The organism is Actinoplanes philippinensis, from assembly GCF_900113015.1.
Lineage (GTDB): Bacteria > Actinomycetota > Actinomycetes > Mycobacteriales > Micromonosporaceae > Actinoplanes > Actinoplanes philippinensis.
Map to the genome: position 1 here is coordinate 570,086 of NZ_FONV01000001.1, position 19,160 is coordinate 589,245.

The 19,160-nt window shown below is 63.7% G+C and carries 11 protein-coding genes; 9 read left to right on the forward strand and 2 right to left on the reverse strand.

What is annotated here, in order from left to right; all coding sequences use genetic code 11:
- Positions 1 to 519 precede the first annotated feature (519 nt).
- Together BM290_RS47020 and BM290_RS02600 are read left to right on the forward strand one after the other, a co-directional pair.
- Positions 520 to 2,247 (forward strand): DISARM anti-phage system protein DrmE domain-containing protein, encoded by a 1,728-nt coding sequence (locus BM290_RS47020; RefSeq protein ID WP_143133575.1) that lies wholly within the window; start codon positions 520 to 522, stop codon positions 2,245 to 2,247.
- Between the two features lie 373 nt (positions 2,248 to 2,620).
- Positions 2,621 to 6,220: a P-loop NTPase family protein gene (locus BM290_RS02600; RefSeq protein ID WP_143133576.1), complete on the forward strand. Its 3,600-nt coding sequence runs from the start codon at positions 2,621 to 2,623 to the stop codon at positions 6,218 to 6,220.
- 64 nt (positions 6,221 to 6,284) lie between these two features.
- Here BM290_RS02600 and BM290_RS02605 read toward each other — a convergent pair whose 3' ends face one another.
- Entirely contained in the window at positions 6,285 to 6,491 is a 207-nt protein-coding gene (locus tag BM290_RS02605; RefSeq protein ID WP_093609468.1) for a hypothetical protein, read from the reverse strand.
- A gap of 333 nt (positions 6,492 to 6,824) precedes the next feature.
- Here BM290_RS02605 and BM290_RS02610 point away from each other — a divergent pair, with 333 nt between their 5' ends.
- Positions 6,825 to 8,117: a hypothetical protein gene (locus BM290_RS02610; protein ID WP_093609470.1), complete on the forward strand. Its 1,293-nt coding sequence runs from the start codon at positions 6,825 to 6,827 to the stop codon at positions 8,115 to 8,117.
- On the opposite strand, the gene BM290_RS47025 is transcribed toward BM290_RS02610, so the two are convergent.
- Positions 8,103 to 9,620, reverse strand: a complete 1,518-nt coding sequence (locus tag BM290_RS47025) for a hypothetical protein (RefSeq protein ID WP_143133577.1) — start codon at positions 9,618 to 9,620, stop codon at positions 8,103 to 8,105. The two genes, BM290_RS02610 and BM290_RS47025, sit on opposite strands and share 15 nt — an antisense overlap.
- Positions 9,621 to 9,855: 235 nt before the next feature.
- Here BM290_RS47025 and BM290_RS02615 point away from each other — a divergent pair, with 235 nt between their 5' ends.
- The 6 genes from BM290_RS02615 to BM290_RS02635 all read left to right on the forward strand — a co-directional run bounded on the left by BM290_RS02615 (position 9,856) and on the right by BM290_RS02635 (position 19,071).
- On the forward strand, positions 9,856 to 10,461 hold the full coding sequence (locus BM290_RS02615) for an RNA polymerase sigma factor (protein WP_275413109.1): 606 nt from the start codon (positions 9,856 to 9,858) through the stop codon (positions 10,459 to 10,461).
- 136 nt (positions 10,462 to 10,597) lie between these two features.
- Positions 10,598 to 11,359, forward strand: coding sequence for a hypothetical protein (locus tag BM290_RS47030; protein ID WP_143133578.1), 762 nt, complete (start codon positions 10,598 to 10,600; stop codon positions 11,357 to 11,359).
- A gap of 111 nt (positions 11,360 to 11,470) precedes the next feature.
- On the forward strand, positions 11,471 to 12,313 hold the full coding sequence (locus tag BM290_RS51005) for an ImmA/IrrE family metallo-endopeptidase (RefSeq protein ID WP_177319543.1): 843 nt from the start codon (positions 11,471 to 11,473) through the stop codon (positions 12,311 to 12,313).
- A 318-nt stretch (positions 12,314 to 12,631) separates the two neighbouring features.
- The gene (locus BM290_RS02625; RefSeq protein ID WP_143133579.1) at positions 12,632 to 13,510 is read left to right on the forward strand and encodes a hypothetical protein; all 879 of its coding nucleotides are present in this window, start codon (positions 12,632 to 12,634) and stop codon (positions 13,508 to 13,510) included.
- A complete protein-coding gene (locus BM290_RS02630; RefSeq protein WP_093609478.1) occupies positions 13,510 to 16,830 on the forward strand; it encodes a DEAD/DEAH box helicase in 3,321 nt (1,106 codons plus the stop codon). The genes BM290_RS02625 and BM290_RS02630 overlap by 1 nt, the downstream gene beginning before the upstream one ends.
- Before the next feature lie 825 nt (positions 16,831 to 17,655).
- Positions 17,656 to 19,071: an ATP-binding protein gene (locus BM290_RS02635; RefSeq protein WP_093609480.1), complete on the forward strand. Its 1,416-nt coding sequence runs from the start codon at positions 17,656 to 17,658 to the stop codon at positions 19,069 to 19,071.
- Positions 19,072 to 19,160: the final 89 nt, after the last annotated feature.

Genomic DNA, 19,160 nt, shown 5'->3' on the forward strand with positions numbered 1-19,160 from the left:
GTGACCGGTGCGGCGCGGCTATTGTTCGTCTCCCCGGCAAGCGGATTTCCACCGGTTGTCGGCATGGGACCGCGCGTGGTTATCATCGATGCCTCAGCCGAGCCGGGCAATGACTGGATAGCTGCCGCGAGCAACTGGGCTGCCGCACATCAGAGCCTTGTCATTACTGTCCTCGACCTACACGAAGAAGTCAGCACCCGCTTTCCCGTCGCGAGTCGTGAGGGCGGATGTGAAAGTGCAGAAACGGCCGGTAGCCACAACACTTGGATCGCAGATTGGCCGTGGCTCGGAGCAACAAGCGATCGCCTCGCTGGAGGGCCACCGGGGCTCTCCAGCGGCGGACCTCGCCGCGTACCGGCCGGCAAGCGAGGACAGGCGCACCTGCTCGCAGTGGACGATGTCAGCCTCTCAGGGTTAGCTGAGGTCCGGGAGCGGCTACGGCGCCTTCGCGACCCGCGCGGAGGACCGGCACCATGGCCAGTCTGTCGGGCGGCTCGTCTCGCCCGCCTGCTGACAGAGTTGCCTACTCGGACTGCCGACTACGATCGCGTCGCACCACGACATGGCGGCCGGACACTCCGGCGCTTCCTCGACGACGTCCTCGACGCAGACAGCCGCAACGACTTCCCCGCGTCGTGGCGCGCCCGCGTTGCCGCGGAATGGGGCGCGGTCCGCGTCGCCCTTGTGGCCGTTTACGACGCCCTATCTGAGCACAATCCAGTCACCGACATTATCGCGGATCTGGTGGAAGACGCCGCGCGTCGCGGGCAGCAACTAGACGTTGTATGTGGTTCGCGCACCGCCCGGGACGCCCTCACAGGACGGCTCGTCAGCATCGGCTCGTTGCCAATCCACGACACACCGCCGGCAACCATCCGCAGCATCAACATGATCGATGCGGCCGGCTCGCACCAGTCGACACTGTTGATCGGCGTTCCCGCAGTGGCCTGGCGCCGCCGACTTGCGGCCGCAGACATCGGCCAGCTCATCGTTGTGGGACGGCGCGGCGACGAGGGGAGGCTCTACCAAGCGCTCCGCGGCGCCTTCGAGACTCCAAGTCGTCGGACCTCCCTCGATACTCGGTGCGCGACGCTGGCAGCACTGACCGAAGTCCCTGCCGACGAGGACGAACTCGACGGCTGGGAACTGAATCTTCGTCTCACCACGCAGGCGATCGCCCATGACCGTGATGCCCCCGTGAGCCTGCCGGATCACCGAGCGCTCCTAGCTGCAGCCATGAACGAACCAGACCACGATGTCGACCTGGACATCGTCGGTCTTGAAACAGAATGGGACGACGCGCCCGGCCTTGATGATCAGGATGGTCCGGTGCGGGGCCGCTCCGTGGTCGCTGTTCCTGTTGTGGTTCAGTCAACGGCTGATGAAAAGCGCATCCAACCTGCCACCGTCTTTCTGCTCGCGTTGGCGACACGTGTGCAACGCCTTCGCGATGACCGAATTCGCCTCGTCCCTATCACCGAGATTACGGCGGGGATGACGCTCATTGGAATATCGGAGCCTGAACGTCGGTCTCTCTTCGAGCGCATTCGCCCCACGCTAGCCGACCAACGGCCGCAGGTTGTCGATCTTCTGTTGCAACTGTGGCGGGTTGCGCTCAACGACGCCTTGGCCATCAGCGGATCAGCCGTCGACCTAGCCGAACGACTCACCGCTCTGGGCGCCGACATCACGTCATCCGCGGTCGCTCAGTGGGCGGACACGAGCCGCATCGGGCCGATTGATCCACGAAATGTCGCACGGATCGGCTCGATAGCCGGCAGCGCAGTCGTTGCCGGAGAAGCCGCGCGCATAGCTGCCGTGATGCGCGCTGTTCGCATTCACCATTCCACTGTCGGCGCGGCTCTTGTCAAGCTCGCGCGGTGGCATGCCGACGGTGATCAGAACGCTTTGGATCATGTGGCCGAGACCCTTGGGCCCGACATCGCTGAAGTCGCGGCAGAGCTGACCGCCTGGAAGGTCATCGCAGTCGGAGAGGCTGTACGAGCACCCGTGTCGGGGCTCCGGCGGCCCTGGAGCCTCGCGGAGGCTGCCCGATTGACCAGGCCAATCGGCGATCGAGGCAATGCTGGGGATGCGTCTGACAACCCTGCCACCGCGACCTCGTCTCGTCGAGCCGACCTCCGCCATGGCATAGCCATACCTGAGCAGGAGGACGAGGGTTATCCGGTAGCTGACAAGGACCAGACCGGCTCATTCACTTTCACGGTTCCGAGTACCGACGTCTGACTGATAGAACAAGGTCGCGTGACGCGGCACCAACTCGATCATCTGGAGTACGCCTGTGACCGTCAACCCGCGAAACCTCGACTCCGAACTCCGTCCAGGCGATCAACGAACACGCATCGGACCCGAGGAATCCATGACGACAGCAGGCGCCACATCGGAAATGCCGACGACATCAGATGCGACTAGGCACGCACACCGAGTCGCTGCCCACGCCGACCAGGAACGACTCGTACGCCGATTCATCGACGTATCACATCAACGGCTTGCCGGTCGCGATCCAGGTGCACGCCGCCTGCGTTCTCGCCAGCCGAGAGAGCGTGTCGTTCTCGGCGTCCTGGCCCCGCAGGACCCTCCGGTCGTTGATCAGCCTGTAATGGCCCAGGATCTGCCAGCCGAGCCGGGTGTACCTGTCGACCAATTGCCCGCCAGCGAGTTTGGCCTGACCTGCCTCGTCGAGCCGAGTGAGAAGTACCTCACCATCGACGTCAAGCTGCATGTCGCTCTCTATCTACAGCACTTTCCGACGTACGACGAACAGCTCGAGCACGCGGCTCTCGTCGCCAGCATCGAGCGAGAGCCGGAGGAGGCGTCAGCCGCATCGTTGCCGGACGCGCGCGAAGACGATCAGATTGTTGAAGATCACCAGCCCGAGGGCCGGGCCGGGACCGGCGAAGAAATCATGGCTAGCCCAGAGTCCCTACTGCCGGGATCAGACAGAGCGGCAGCGCACGTCGAGTTCGTTGTTGACTCACGGTCAAAGAGACGCAAGAAGGAGGCCAGCGATCCGACCCTCCTTGTCTACGAACGCTACGACGTGAACGCGACGATCCAGCTGACCGTTCCGGTGCCGCAGAGCAGCATTCCGGTGACCATGGATGATCAAGGCGCCATTCGTTCGGCTGTCGAGCATGCGCTCGGCGGGCGTAAGGCCTCTGCCGCTGGGCCAATGGCAGCCAAATCTGCCGGCGGACCGTACCGTCTGCTCGACAGCGCCGGTCAACGTATACCGCGCGCTGCCATGAGTGATTCCGAGACATTCGACGCGTGGCTCACCGCCCACGGCGACACAGGCTGGACAGCCCCGACCGCCGCTCCAGAGTTCTCAGCGACAGCCCACCGCGATCCGACCGGCCGCATCCGGCTGGCGCTCACCCTGTCTAACACCGCTGTCCGCGCGCCCAGGGATCGCGGCTTCCTCCCCGAAGTATCTGTCTATGACGCGAGCTTCGAGGCAACGATCGCCGGCGGTCAGCTAAGGAACATGGGATACCGCATCGTCGACGCTGACTACCGCATCGCGCCGGAGGTTTACGCCCATGGTCGATTTTGCTGTCTCGACGACGACGCGTCCGATCCGGCCGTTGGCCGCCTCGTCACCACCGCCTTCCCGACCTTCCGGCAGGCCGTGTACGAATCCCGCCCCGATCTGGAACCTACGTTTAAAGATCTTGCACACGATCCTGTACCGGTTCTCACGCGTATCGCAGACCACATGCAAGGTTTTCTCGATCAATGGAACGGGTACCTCGACGGCGCGCCACCCCTCACCGACGAGGCGATTGAACAATGCCGGTCGGACCGCGACGCGTTCGCGGATGAACGTCGGCGCTTCGTCGCTGGCATCGGCCTCATCGAGTCGGATCTGAGCAGCCCAAACCCGAGCGGAATCGGCCTCGCATTCCGTTGGATGAACCAGGCGATGCGCCGCATGGATGCTCCCGGTGGTGTTTACACGCCATCCGGTCCTCCCACCGTGCGTGGCTGGCGACTGTTCCAAATCGTATTTATTGTGCTCCACCTGTCCGCCCTTGCGGCCCGTGAACCATCCGGCGAAGCCCTCCGAGACGAGCTGAACCACGCGGATGTCCTTTGGTTCCCGACTGGCGGCGGCAAGAGCGCAGCGCTCTACGGCATCACCGCAACCGCCATGTTCTACGACAGGTTACGCGGGAAGAGCTTCGGCACCACCAGTATCATCCGGTTTCCCCTACGGATGCTTTCCGTTCAGCAACTCGACCGCATCCTCCGGTTGATCGTGTGCTGCGAACTCGTCCGTTCGCTCTACCATGATCGCCCGCGTGATACGAACATTGGCGGCACTTGGGACCTCGGGGAACCGTTCGAACTGGGATACTTCGTTGGACGCAGCAACACCCCTAACCGGCTGACGGATCCAAACGACTCGAAGTGGCGGGACATCACCGCCATGGCGAAGCAAAACGCCTCTTGGCGGCGCGAAAATGTAGTTCTTCCAGCCTGCCCGTACTGCGGTTGCGAACAAGTCGCGCTGCGGCCCGATACAGAAAAAATCCGTCTCCGCCACGCTTGCCCTAATTGTGGCCGAGACCTGCCCGTGTCGATCACCGACGACGAAGTTTACCGCTACCTGCCGACGATCGTCGTCGCCACCGTAGACAAGCTAGCGACCATCGCCTTCAATCCGCACTTCTCACATCTGACCCACGGCCCCGCCCGCCGATGCCCGGACCACGGATTCGTCACATTTACCCAAGGCAGCCGAAGCGACCCGCGGTGTCTTGCTCGCAATCATTGTGACCGAAAACCACGAGAATGGAGTTCTGTCCGATCGCACGACCCGGCCCCGGCGCTCGTGATCCAGGACGAACTACACCTTCTCGCCGAGGAACTTGGCACCTTCGCTGCCCACTACGAGACTCTTTGGCAGCATCTATGCCGCACCGGATCAGGACTCCCCAGCAAGGTTCTGGCCGCAACGGCGACCATCAGCGATTACGCCAACCAGGTACGACAGCTGTACGCACTGCGGCCGCGCCGGTTCCCGAGCGAAGGCTGGATCGACGGGGAGTCCTTCTACGCTCGCCGACACGATGACCTGACGCGACGCATCTTCGTTGGTGCCTTGCCGTCGCTCATGGACACCAGCACGTTCTCGCTTGTCAGCGGTGACGCGGTGCGCCGCGAGCTGGAACGGCTGCGCGGCCTGGACCCAGGCGAGGTCATTTCAGAACTCGGCCTCACCACCGTCACACCGGACAGGATAGACGAATGGCTGTTCGCCTATGAACTCCAGCTCTACTACGTCAACCGGAAGACCGACGCGGACCGAGTCCTCACCTACGCCTCCCGTGTCGGCGCGGATGCGGACCCAGCGCCGTTCCAGGCACAACGTCTCACCGGAGCGAACCGGCTCGCCGAGATCAGCGAAGTCATCCGCCGCGTCGAACGGGAAACGACCGCCACACCCGCAGGTCGCCGCCTTGCCGTGATCGCAGGCACCAGCCTCGTCAGTCATGGCGTCGACCTCGCCCGGCTCAACGTTCAATTCGTGCTCGGGATGCCGTCAACATTGGCCTACTACGTACAGGCGACCTCCCGCGCCGGACGATCGCAGGTCGGCCTCATTTTCACCGCCCTGAACCGATACCACCTCCGCGACCGCAGCGTATTCCATTTCTTCGATCCAACGCACCGGCACGTCAACGCTCTCGTCGAACCCGTCGCGCTCAACCGATTCAGCCTCCACGGACCACGAAAGACCACCAGCGGTCTCCTCGCGGCCCTGCTGCTCAACGAGGTTGGGCGTGACTCAAACGCCCAAGGCGCTGTCGGGGCTACACCCGTCGACTTCGGCAAGGCAGCACATGCCGAAGCATGGCTGGCCGCCGCCGGCGAAGCCGGCGAACTACGCCTACGGGAATCTGTGTACCGGGCGTTCGGGCTGCGTAGCGAGGTGTTGGACTCCGTCGTCGCCGAAAGCTTCCAAAGACGTGTCGACCATGCGCTCGACGAGCTATTCGCGTCGCTGTCCGGCACCGACCCTCAGCTGCAACGACGGCTACGGCCGCGGCCCCCCACGAGCTTCCGAGACATCGACGCTCCGGCGGAATTCAGCGCGCTTGGAGGAATCGCCTCACGGATGCTCACGATGCTCGGCGGCGACGACTCCAACGACGACCTGCCAGACATGGCCGACGAATACGGCAACACCTAATCCGATAGCCCAGCCTGCGGCTGGCCCACCTGCGACAGATTCCTGGAGCCATACAGTGCAACGCTCACGCGTCACCGTCCAGTACGGACACATGCCGAGCCAGGTATTCGAACATGAATCCGACGGCGTCTATTGCGTCACCCAGGACATCAGCGGCACCCGTCCTGACATCCCGATCGAACAGGTTCTGGAAGCCCTCGAACTGCAACTGACCAAGTGGCGAGCTGCGGGCGGAGACGCATCCGGCTTCCCGATCAACGTCATGGAGCATGGGGATACGTTCCGCCTAGTGAGACCTGAATTGGTCAGGTGGGACGTCTGGCCTACCCGATTGTTTTGTGGGAGCTGCGGACATGTCCTGCTCCTTCGAACGAGCCGCCAGGCCGGTACCGAAATCCCAACCTCCCGCAGGTGCGGGGCATGCCGGACGGGAAACTATCGCCAGCTTCCCTACTATCAGGTTCACGCATGCGGTCGACGGCTACAAATTCAACTCCCGCAGTGCCCAGAGCATCCAAATGACGAACGACTGTTCGAGGACACCGGCTCCTTCGTCACGGCGGGATTCCGCTGCAGCCGGCCAACGTGCAGGCGCTGGCTGGGTATGCGGTTCGCAACCTGCGTGGGTTGCACCTTCGCCGCGGCGGACCCTGAGAACCGCACCCGGAACCTCACTCCCGTCACGGCGCGGGATACGCGCGCCTACTACGGGCACCATCTCACACTTATCAATGTAGACGCACAGATGCGCCAGGCCCGCAACAACGACAGAGCCGCGGTATACGCTCTCGGTCACTACATGGGCACAATCGGCGACCTCTCCGGGATGCTCGCCGCGGGCCGTGGCGCCGGTGCGCCTAGTCCCAGCTCACAAGCGTCCAGCCTGCTAGACCTGATTCGCCAGCGCTATCCCAATGACGTCGAGGCGATTGCTCAAGCTCAGAAGATGGTCGACGCGACCCGCGGAGACGAGCCCGCCCTGGAGCGAACACGGACTATGCTCACGGCAGCTACCGTAGAAGCGGCCGCCGCCGATCGACGGACCTTCGAGCGGGCGTTTCTCCACGCTCGCAACTCCGTCGACGACCTCGCAAGCGTCGCCATAGCTCTCTCATCGGCTGGAAGCAACGCGCTGGCCGACAGGATCGACACCGGACTTGCGACCGCACACCAGCTCGGCCTAGCCCGTATCTCACTGGTGCGTGACTTTCCCATCGCCCTTGTCGGATACGGCTTCAGCCGCGTGCACTCAGACGTACGAGCGCGCCTGCTTCCTCTGGACCCCACCCGCGACACTGAGCAACTGCCGCTTATAGCCGTCGACGCCGACACCGAAGGCCTACTTATCGAGGTTGACCCTCTGATCTTGTGGCACTTCTGCCTCGTCAACGGCTGGACCTCACGATGGTCCACAGCTCAAGAGCCAACGCCAGAAGAAGCCCGAGCGTGGGTACTTGACACCAGCTTCTCGGCGGTCTCGACCGATGCCGCCGATGCCATCCGGCGAGTGACCCACGTGTGGTCGCATCTTCTGATGCACGCCCTTGCATATCACTCCAGCTTCTCCGCCAACTCTGTTGGGGAGTACCTGCTCGAACGGGCGGCCAGCACGCTGATCTTCGTCGCGAAGTTCAACTCATTCAATCTCGGAGCCCTCGGTGCACTCGCCGAGCAACACCTTCGACTATGGCTCATGGACGCTGCCGAGGCAGCCGCCAGCTGTGTCCACGACCCGGTCTGTTTGGCTGAGCGCGGAGGCTGTCACAAATGCCTCGCCGTTGCATTCGGCTGCGAGAGATTCAACCGCGGGCTCGACCGAGGTTACCTGGTAGGAGGTGGCCGCCTCGCCATCCAGGAAGGCTTCCTTCACACCGCCGCCCGCCTAGCGCGCCGTTGATCGTGCGGCAGGAGCCGGCCGACTGCTGCGTCCACGGCTGACGGCCGGCTTACGCAACACCAAGACGGACTCGCGACTCGGTGAGGCGGATAAAGATCGCTGTTGGGACGCCACTCCTTTCGCCCGCACAACCCACAGCTCACGCACTTCGAGCCCGCTACTACGAGCCAGCTCGGCGAGCAGCAGATCCGTCGGCAAATGCTGACCCAAGTACGTCTGTGTCCCCACCACCAAGCCGACAGACCCACCCGGCCGTAGCGCTTCGCTCAGCCGATCAAGCACATCGGCCATGTCCTCAAAGAAGCCGGCCACCATGCGCAGAATTCGGCCTGACTGATCACCCATGGCTCGGCTGCCGTTAACAGCCGCCAGGAACTCACGCAGCGCCGGCAAGTTCACGCGGTAGGCATCCCTTGGTGGCGCCTCAAGGTGCGAGCGCAACAACTGCTTGCGCACACGCCGCAGCCCCGCAGCATCGGAGACGAAGTCCCCGAGGGCGAGTTCCAGCTGATAGACGGCCGAATAATCGTATCTATTCGGATAAGGCGGACTGAAAACGACAACACTGCACGTCCCAGGAGCGGGTCGCCACTGACGGGCATCCGCGCGGACGACCATCACCTGCGAGATGGAAGGTGCCGGAGTCCGGGGCGACGTCGCCCCAGAACCCTCGAGTTCATCAACGCGAGTGACCTCCTTGGCAGATCCAAGCAGAGACAAAGAGCTGCCATGTTCAAGGTCAGCGACGATGGAATCGATGCGTTGCCGCACTCCTGCGACCACGTCCGTAGCGTCCATCGCGCGCCGTTGCTGTCCTGGACGACCCGGTCGGGCGGGACCATCTGGCAGTCGCCGCCGCAGAGATGTGCCGTCCTTAACCGCGTAGCTGACTTGTTCGACCGCGGATAGCACTCCTAGGCGAACCAAGTCTCGGTTCACGCCGACGGGCGCGCGATCGACCGCACGAATCAGCTTGGTGAGCGTCGTAAGGATCGACGGCGAGAAGGCCCATTCCGCCGCGGGCACGTCCAGGCGGTCACGCCCAGCAAGGGAGGCATAGTCGGCTAACGCGTCGTCTGCGATCTGTTGCACGATCTGGGGGTCCGCTCTGCTCCACCCGGCCAATGTCGCTGAGAGGAAGGTGGCGTAGGGCAAGAGATCGGCGCCGAGGGCGGGCAAGCCTCGTTCGGCTGCTACCAGCAACGACGTTCCCGATCCCACCATGGGGTCGTACACCAACGGCGCTTCCGCACCCGGCCGGCCGTGTTTCCTCGGGAGCAGTTCATCGAGCATCTCCCGCACCAGGCGCGGCGAGTATGCCTCCTTGTACCGCGCCCAGCGGTAAATCGGCTCCTCGGACCGGGGAACGACGCCCGCGTGGCGGCCGAGATCAAGACGTTCCTTCGTGAGCGGCTCATACTCGCGCATGAGGCGCGTTCGCGCAGCGTCGCCCACGGCCGTCGGCAAGGCTCGCCGAAATTCGCGCCACGCTTCGTCACTCACCAGCAGAATCTTGCCCTAGCGTAAAGATCACCCTGTCGGCGACCCGCCCTATGCACGCTGTCGTGAAAACTGACCCTAAATGTCTAGATTTGCAAACATTTTCCCCGAGCTACAGCCGAGACCGCGAACTGATTTCGCCTCCTGACCAGGTCGGCTTTCGCAACGAACTTCACCGACGTCACCATGTGTAGAAGGGTGACCCGGCAGAGAAGCCGCGAGACGGGAGGCCACCAACTTGGCTGGCGACGACGAGCCACCGAACCTTGCCGCCCTATATCTACGCAATAGGGAGACAATGCTGCGCGCCGCACATGCGATCTTGCGCAACCAGCACGATGCGGAGGATGCCGTATCCTCAGTTATCGTCAAGGTCGCCGCTCGATTCGCCGAAGGCCGCTTCCCGGACAACCCAGTCGCATACCTAGTGCAGTCTGTACGCAACGCAGCGCTCGACCGCCTACGTGCCGCCTCCCGCCAGCAACAAGTCCTGCCAGACGAGTGCTCCGGAAGCCATGTCCAGTCGCGGGCCTGGAGCCGCGGCGATCTGGAGGACATCGCAGAAACCAGCCCAGATGTCATCGATCAGATCATCGAGCGACAACGCAGTCACGAGGTCAGCTCTGCGATACGACGGACCGTCGACGGGTTAGCCCAACGCGAAGCGGCCATGCTGTTATCGCTGTTGGCCGGCAACACACGAATCGAGATTGGGGCGCAACACAGCGTTTCCGGTCAGCGAGTGGGACAACTCCTCAAAAAGCCAATCTCTGACCTACTTGACGAACTTGGAGTCAATCAACCACAGCCGGAGACCCGTCGAACTGCAGGAGATGGATCATGAAGGCAGGCAGATGGCTCGGGACCGAGCTGGGGTGTTCTACGCGTCGTGCGAATGGCACACTCGAACCCACCATTGCCTTCAAGGGCTCGGCGTCATGACGAATGATGACCGTTCGCCAGCCGAAAGGAGCCTGGAGGTGTCTGACGAATCGAACGCAACTCAGCCGCGGCAGCGTGCTCTTTCGGAGGGCGATCTCGTTGCTCAGCTCACGCTGGACTATCTAGATCTGTTGAACGGTAGGCAAGGCGTCCTGCCAACGATCGACGATCTCGGCACCGAACTTCAGCGCGCAGTATTGGATGCATGGAGCATCGTTGACCGCCTCATGGTCACCGAACCGCTTCCACCCCTCAGCGAGGATCCTATAGCAATCGCCCTCGGCGCCGCCCCAGCCGAACTCCTCGATCCGACGGCGCTGCGCGCAGCACGACAGATGCAGCAGCGACGGCCCTCCAACATTGCCGACGCGCTCCAGCGACGTGGGTGGTCAACTACCACTTCTGACGTCTTTCGGTGGGAACAACGTGCCGAACACATTCCCCCAGCGCTCTTGGCCGATCTCGCATTAACGCTCAACGTCGCCACTGAGACACTCATGCTTCCTCGCTCCGAGGCACCGTCAGGGGTAGCTGAACCAGTTGGTGTTGACGACGGCATAAATCCGTTCCTGCAAGTCTTGTACAGCGACGAACTGAGCGAGATTGTCGATCAGTGGGCGCGCCTTCAAGGAATTACCATGGTCGCCGCCCGCGATGACCTACACCAGCGCCTTAACACAGTCGCACACCGCGGCGAACGCACGCTCACGACTCGTCAGTGGAAGGCCGTCCTGGTCGTACTACTCGCCAACGAACGCGCCCGTCTTGGAGAGCCTAACGACCCAATCACTGGTACCTGATCGGGGATGACACTTAAGCGGCATGCAGCCAGACTCGCAGCAACGGTACCGGCTAAGATTCGGGAAGAACTGGCGATCGAACCCGCAGACGCGCTAGTACGCCACTTCGGCATGAGGATCGTCCCATTAGATCAGCTCCGAGACAGCCGTGGCGCCGGCGGATGGTGTGACGGAGTTTCACTTACGAACGATCGTGTCATCTGCTTTGCGCCATCCCCTAATTCACGGCGCCAGAACTTCACGCTTTTACATGAACTAGGTCATTTCCTTGCGAACGAAGACGATGACGTCCTCGACTGGCTCGCAGATAAGAACAATCCTGCTTCCGACCTCGAACGTCTCTGCGACACAGTCGCAGCTCAGATTCTCCTGCCCGAATCAACGACTACACAGGTCCTCGGCGGACGCCAGCCCGCCCCCGAGCACCTCCGTCAACTCTACTCCGCCAGCATGGCCAGCGAAGAAGTGTGCGCCATAGCCCTAGCGGGTCGCCTCCGCACACGCGGAGCAGTGGTTCTCATTCGCCGTCGAACAGCATCAGTTGCCTTCGCTGCTAGCACCGGCTGGCCGCCCCTGCTCGTTCCTCGCGGACTGGAAGTGCCCCAACACCACCCGCTGCGAGAACTAGGAATCCGGCAACGCTGGAGCGGCTGGACAACGTCAGATCTACGTCTCGGGATAGCAGAACCATTCCTCGAGATGACAATCCCGAACCTAATGCGGACCTGGGCTCAAGCCGGCCCAAATCGCACTACGGCAATATTGATGGATACTCGCGAAGATGACGGACCAGAATTGCCGAAAAGCGCAGATAATAGAATCACCTCCCACAGGCAAGTCGGACACATATTTCCATGCAATCATTGTGGCCACGGACTTAATCCGAATACCTACCCATGTGAAGACTGCAGAATACCTCCATGTTGGCAATGCGGTCACTGCCGATGTCGGTGAAATCGCCGCCCAAGAGTCCGACCGGACTGACCGGGTCCAGTCACAGTACGGAATGTCAGGGATGATGGGGCAGAGCCGGCCGAGAGGACATCCGAGGTGATCAGCGCAGCATGGCCAGCTTGGCGGGAAAGGCTGTACCCCGGTGACCGACTCACAGGTGCACAATTCCGCTACGCTCACTGCGGGATGGCGGCCAGAACACATGGCGAGCGGCGTCGAACCCGTCAAACGATGAGCTCGACCCAGGATCCTGCGGGGCCGCCAGTTAGTTCTTTCCCGCCTGGGCCCATGAGCCTCAGCGGGTGAAGGAGGGGGACGTTGACCGTCGGCGCGAGCAGCGTCATCGATCTTCTCACTGCAGCCGTAGATGACCTTGAAAAGTGCGTCGTCTTCCACCCCGGTATCGCAACACCGAGTCATACCGTCGTCTCCGTCACTGGGGTGGACTCGGCCCAGGTGCCCCTTGCCCTTGGCCGATACCTGGTCGGTGCCTTGTCCGGTGCGGTCCAGCTGGATGCCCAACTGTCACAGGACATGCTGGCCGAAGGCGTCGACCGGCGCGAGGAGATCAACCGAACTGTGCAGTCGCTGATCGGCAGTCATAACTTGTTCGTGACAAGGGAAGAGCGCAGGTTCCGCGACACCCGCCGCAACGCGTGGATCGGCGAAGGTGTCGCTCACGCGCTGCTGGCTCTTAGCGCCCGGCGTGAAACATCGTGCGTCGACGGGCAGATATGCGCTCTCAGCGAAGTGCACGAGACGCCGAACCGGCAAGGCTTGGATTCGGTGAGCACCTACGTGCAGGCTGGTGTGCTTGGCGTAGCGATCGGCGAGAGCAAGTCCACCGCTTCTAACGTCAACGCCAACCTCGGGTCCGCCGCCGACCTGTTCATCGATGTGGAACTAGGAAAGCACGGGCCCGACCTGCGGTCGAAACTGATGGCCTTCCGGCCGATCCTCGCTCCCGGGCTCAAGGAGCAGGTCAAAGACTCGCTCTGGAGCGAGAACGCCTCCTACCTGCCAATCATCGTCTACCAGGACGCTGGCGACTTCACCGCGAGCAGACCCAAGTTCAACCAGCTCAAGACACCCCGGCATCGGCGCCGGTTCATCGTGGTTGAACTGGCCGACTTCCACAGATTCTTCGATTCGGTCGCCGACGCGATGCGCCGGGCGGTCGCGGAGGTCGTCGTCTAGTGTTCAACCGAGGCATCGACGCCCTGCTAGCAGCCCTTCCCACCATCGCCGGCCTCGACGCCGGCCAGATCCGCCGGATGCTCACCGCCGCCTGGCTCGATGCCACCGCTCCGCGGCTCGGCGCGGACAACGCCACGACCGTCCCAATCGAGACCTTACGGCGGCTGGCGACCGCCTTGGAGGTTCATGCGGTTCTACCCGACCAAACCGCCCCTGCGATGATCCGCGCCTGTGCCTTCGTCGCCGCCGAGGCCCTCACCATCGCGCACGATCGCGCTGCCACCGACACCACAACGGCCTCCGTCGACAACGACGGCGGGGTCCAGTTCTGGCTGTTCGGAACCGTACGCACTTTCGAACGGGTCGAGTGTGCCCTGCTCTATCTAATCGCCGGCTACGACGCCAATGCCGCTCTGACCGTCACCGACATCAGCGGCGAGGATCTGGAGGACGGCAGCGGCGAAGGCCCGATCGTCCTGTGGGCGGTACAGCGGATCCTGCAGCTGTGCCGACTGGCCCCGGCTGCCAGCGATGATCCCCCCACCTTGGCGACGCAGCTCCCATCAGCCCGGCTACGGGTACGCCACGAACTCTGGCGCCGCATTGGTGTGCACGTCACCGAACACCTCGGCTGGCTCATGTTCCGCGGCGAAGCCGATCCTGGTGCCGGCAACGCCTTACGTGCACTCGCCGGCAGGCTCGAGGATCGCGACCAGGTTCCCCCACGACCGGCCGCACACGCCGACTTGTACCACCTACTACTCCTGCTGGCCGCCGCATGCGACGAGACCGGAGGGCGGGCACTACGCGCGGTCCCCCCACCGCCGGACGACACCGGCGACCGCTTCGGCACCTACCAACGTCACCGCGCCCCCAGCCGCCCGCTGCTCTGGCCAGCAGCCCAGGAATACGCCAACCACGCACTACCCGGGCCGCACGCCCACGCGGTAGTGGCCGTGCCGACTAACTCCGGCAAGTCAGCCGTCGCCGAACTGGGTATCAGCCAGGCGCTCTCCCGAGGCTGGGTGCTGTACCTCGCGCCGACTAACGCGCTGGTCGGCCAAATCCGCCGACAGGTCGCTGACATATTCGGTCGGTCGGCGGTCCGCGAATTCCTCGGCGGGGCCGAATACACCCAGCTCACCGGAGAATCCCTAGATCAGATCGAGGACCAGCAGGTCCTCGTCATGACGCCGGAGAAGTGCTCACTGGCGCTGCGGCAGAACCCGGAAGCCTTCACGAACCTGGCGCTCTGCGTGTTCGACGAGGCCCACCTGCTCGGTGACCGCACCCGCGGCGTCATCGCCGAACTGGTGCTCGCGGAGATCATGCACCGAGCCCGGCAGGCACGACTGCTGCTGATGTCGGCGCTGATCGCCAATCCCGCCGCACTCGGCGAGTGGATGAGCCAAGCGACCGACACCCCGGCCATCGTGATCGACGAACCATGGAGGCCAACCCGGACCCTCCGTGCCATCGCCGGGATTGATCGGACGCGAGGCACCACCGCAGCCCAAGCCGCCTTGGACCAGCTGCAGCAGCTGGGCGAGCACCGCAAGAAACAAGGCTTCGACGTGCCGGTCGCTCTGCTCGCCGGCCTGCAGGGAGCCTGGGCGAGCCAGACGGCCGAGGATTACACCCTCCTGCAGACCGACATCGGCGCCCCGATGACGGTGACTCGGCAGGGTAACTGGGCCGCGGACGGATACTGCACACCTACAACAGCGGCGATCGTGCAGCGGCTTGGCGACCGCGGCGACAAAATTCTTGCGTTCCTGCCCCGTAGCAAACACGACAGCTTCACCGCCGCCCGCCTCACCGGATTCAACACCATGCCGCTCGACGCCGTCGTCGAAGCACTCTTGCACCTAGCGGACCTGGAACTCGGCGCTCCGTCAGCACTACGCGCCCACCTGCAGCGAGGAGTAGCGGTACACACCAGCGCCCTGCTCCGCGAAGAACAACGCGCCAGCGAGGTCGCTTTCGAACGCGGGTTCGCCATCGCGATGTACGCCACCGGCACCATGGCCCAAGGCCTCAACCTGCCGGCAACCGCAGTCGTCATCGGCGGAACCGAAATTGGCTACGACACCACGAGCAGCCTGCAACAGCGACGAGAGCAAACCCGCGCACAATTGCTAAACGCAATTGGCCGGGCCGGCCGCGCCCATATCGCGCCGCGCTCGATGGCTGTCGTAGTGCCCAACAAAGCGCTCCTGCTCAGCTCCACGGCCGACGCCAGCAACGCGGTCCGCCGGGCGGAGTTCCTCCAAGACGAGGACGCCTCCTCCGAACTCGCCAGCGCTCTGGACGGCCTCATCGCCAACGTCATCTCCGGCGACCTCGCCGTCGACACTCTGACCGCCTCAGAACACACAGCTTTCAGCTTCCTGACCTTTGAAGACAGCGACGAAAACGAGACTCGACAGGTCGTCGGCAAGAGCTGGGCTGTCCATCGAGCGCATGCTCAGCTCCTGGTCCCGGAGATCACCCGTTCGCTTGCCGCAGCCGGCAACGCCTTCCTCCAAGCCACTGGAGTACCCAAGTGGGTGGCCCTAGCGGCCCACCAATCCGGCATCGCCCTGCCGGAAACAGCCTCGCTCTACCGAGGGCTGCGAGATCACCTCACCGCGGCCCGTGCACCGAACACCATCTCTGGCTGGGCCGATCTGATGCTGAACCTGATCAGCCGCCTTCCGGGACCTCAACTACAGCGACTGCTGACGAACACCCCGTATGGCTCCAGCCGGCTGGCCAATATCTACGCCGACGAACCCGACCGCGCCCCATCGTGGGCCGCCTACCGGGCCACGCTGCACGCTTGGCTCGCGGGCGATCCGATCATCGCGATCGCTGGCCACATCCAGAACAAGCCGGTCAACGCCAACGCCAAGCGGGGGCCCCAGGACCCCCTACCACGGACCATCGCCATCACTGGCGACGCCTTCAAGTTCGGGCTCCCCCTCGTTGCCGGCGCCCTTACCGCACTCACCACGCTCGGCCGGGAGCACGACCCGGACGGACCCTGGTTCCTGCCTGACGATGCCCTCAGGACACTCAGCCTGCTCCCTCTCGCCATACGCTCAGGTGCCGACACACCAGAAGTCCTGGCGTGGATCCGCGCCGGAGTCCACACCCGCGTTGCGGCCCACCTGCTGCACCGGCTGCTGCCAGCCCCGGCTGGTCAATCCGACGAAGACCTCCGACGCTGGGCATACGGACGGCTCCACGAAGTCTTTGACAACGCATGGTCCGGGCTGGGCACTCCCGCACAAGTCCAGACCATCCAAGCTCTACGCATTGTCCGGGAAGCCAGATGAGCCGATTCCTACCATCAATCTGCGGATCCCTGGACCGGGCATCGGTGCCCCCGAACCGCGATCGTGACTATCCTGCTGGCAGTTGCGTAGCGGCGATCACGGAGAGTGGCCGTGGTCCGCGTTCGTATTGCGTGTCAATATCGCTATACTCATCGCATGAGCACCCAGGATGAATACGGGTGCTACGCGTGGGGGTTCAATTCCCCCCTCGGACACGTTAACCCCCACCAGAGTCATCCATTCAAGTGGTGATTGTGGTGGGGTTTCCTGTATTCCTGGTCAATCGGCTCTATGTCGAGCGTGTCCATACCGCAGACAACAACCAGGCGACGCTTCCGAAGGTGATCGAGTAGATCACCTGTATTCGCGAGGACCGGCAGCTCCCCGGCATAGCCCAGCTGATGCAGCAGCCCATCGATGATCTGCTTTGGGGCCCGCGCAGATCACCAGCCCGGTCAACAGATACCGGCGGACCCCCTGGCCCCTCGGCGCGGTGATCCTGTGACCTGCTGCACCGCCAGGAAGTCAGCCTCGCTGACCAGAGCGGGATGCCGGCTGTTCGGCGATCACCCACTCGCTCCGCGGATTCCACACCCGGCATACTCCCAGGCTGGTGCTCTTGTCACCGGGGACCGTCTCGTGACGAGCGGTGCGCTGCGGGGACACACGATGATGTCCGAATCCGCATATGTCGACGGCCTGGCACCGGTCACCGCGACGACTCGCCAGCGTGCCGACCATCAGAACGCTTCCGTCAGATAGTTTCTCCAGAAGAACTATCTGCCACGATAGTGTTTTGGCCGATACCATCTTTCAGGAGGCGTTGTGGTCGCTTTTGTCGGCAGAGAGCGGCAACTCGCCGCGCTCAACGCCCTACTGGCCGACATCGGACCGCGCGGAAACGATCCGTCGCCAGGTCAGTGCCTCCTCATTCGGGGACGGCGCCGCATCGGCAAGTCCAGCCTCGTGGAGGCGTTCGTCGATCGTGCGGGCGTGCCCGCGGTCTTCTTCACCGCCGCCGGCGCGTCCACCGACATCGAGTTGGAGGCGTTCAGCGAGGCGGTCCGATCGTCCACGCTGCCGGAGCGGGCGGTTTTCGATGACGCGGCCCCCGGCAACTGGAGTGCTGCTCTACGTCAGCTCGCCGGCGTCCTGCCCGACGACCGGCCGAGTGTCGTGGTGATCGACGAAGTGCCTTACCTGGTCGATCGAGTGGACGCCTTCGAGGGGATCCTGCAGCGCTCCTGGGATCGTGAGCTGAGCCGCAAACCGGTCCTGCTCGTGCTGATCGGGTCCGATCTGTCGATGATGGAAGCTCTCGGCTCCTACGGCAGGCCGTTCCATCAACGGGGCAGGGAGATGGTTCTCGGGCCGCTGAATCCGGCGGAGGTCGGCGAGATGCTCGGGCTGGACCCGGCCGAGGCCTTCGATGCGGCTCTGGTGACCGGCGGCCTTCCGCTGATCTGCGCCGGCTGGCGGCCGGGTACGGATCTCTGGCAGTTCCTCACCACCGAACTGGCCAATCCGGTCTCACCACTACTGGTCTCGGCCGAGCGGTCCCTGGCCGCCGAATTCCCCGACTCCGCGATGGGCCGAACGGTCCTGTCGGCGATCGGAAGCGGCGAGCGAACGTTCACCAACATCGGCCGGGCCGCCGGGGGCATCTCACATTCGACGTTGACGCGAGCCACCCAGGTGCTCGTCGACAAACGTATCGTCGCGGCAGAGCTGCCGATCTCCACCGCTCCCTCGAAAGAACGACGCTATCGGGTCACCGACCCGTACCTGCGCTTCTGGCTCACCTTCGTCGGTCCCTACCTGGCCGAGATCGAACGCCTGCGAGGCGACCTCACCCTGCAACGCGTCAAGGCGGGCTGGACCACCTGGCGCGGGCGGGCGGTGGAGCCGCTGATCAGAGAGTCCCTGGCGCGCCTGCTGCCGGACGGCGATCTGCCCGCCGCGCCGGCGATCGGCTCCTACTGGACGCGATCCAACAGCATCGAGATCGACATCGTCGGCGCCGATCGCGAACCCGTGGCGAAGCGCCTGCTCTTCCTCGGCTCGATCAAATGGCTGGAGAACTCGGCCTTCGACGACCACGACCTGCTGGCCTTGCAACGACACCGCACAGCCGTCACCGACGACCCCGTCCCACTGGTAGCCGTCAGTCGCGGTGGCATGTCGGCCACCGGCCTGAGCGCCACCTACGGCCCTGCCGAACTCCTTCAGGCATGGCAGTGACCAGCCCGCCATGGGGCCTCCGCCCACCATGAGGCTCACGAGCCGGCCGGGGACGGCACGCTCAGCCTGCGAAGCCGCCGACTCCACCA

Coding starts and splice junctions, on each gene's coding strand:
- BM290_RS51005 (WP_177319543.1), top strand. CDS start 11,471: ATGAGGATCGTCCCATTAGATCAGCTCCGAGACAGCCGTGGCGCCGGC.
- BM290_RS02605 (WP_093609468.1), bottom strand. CDS start 6,491: ATGCTCCATGACGTTGATCGGGAAGCCGGATGCGTCTCCGCCCGCAGC.
- BM290_RS02610 (WP_093609470.1), top strand. CDS start 6,825: ATGCGGTTCGCAACCTGCGTGGGTTGCACCTTCGCCGCGGCGGACCCT.
- BM290_RS02600 (WP_143133576.1), top strand. CDS start 2,621: ATGGCCCAGGATCTGCCAGCCGAGCCGGGTGTACCTGTCGACCAATTG.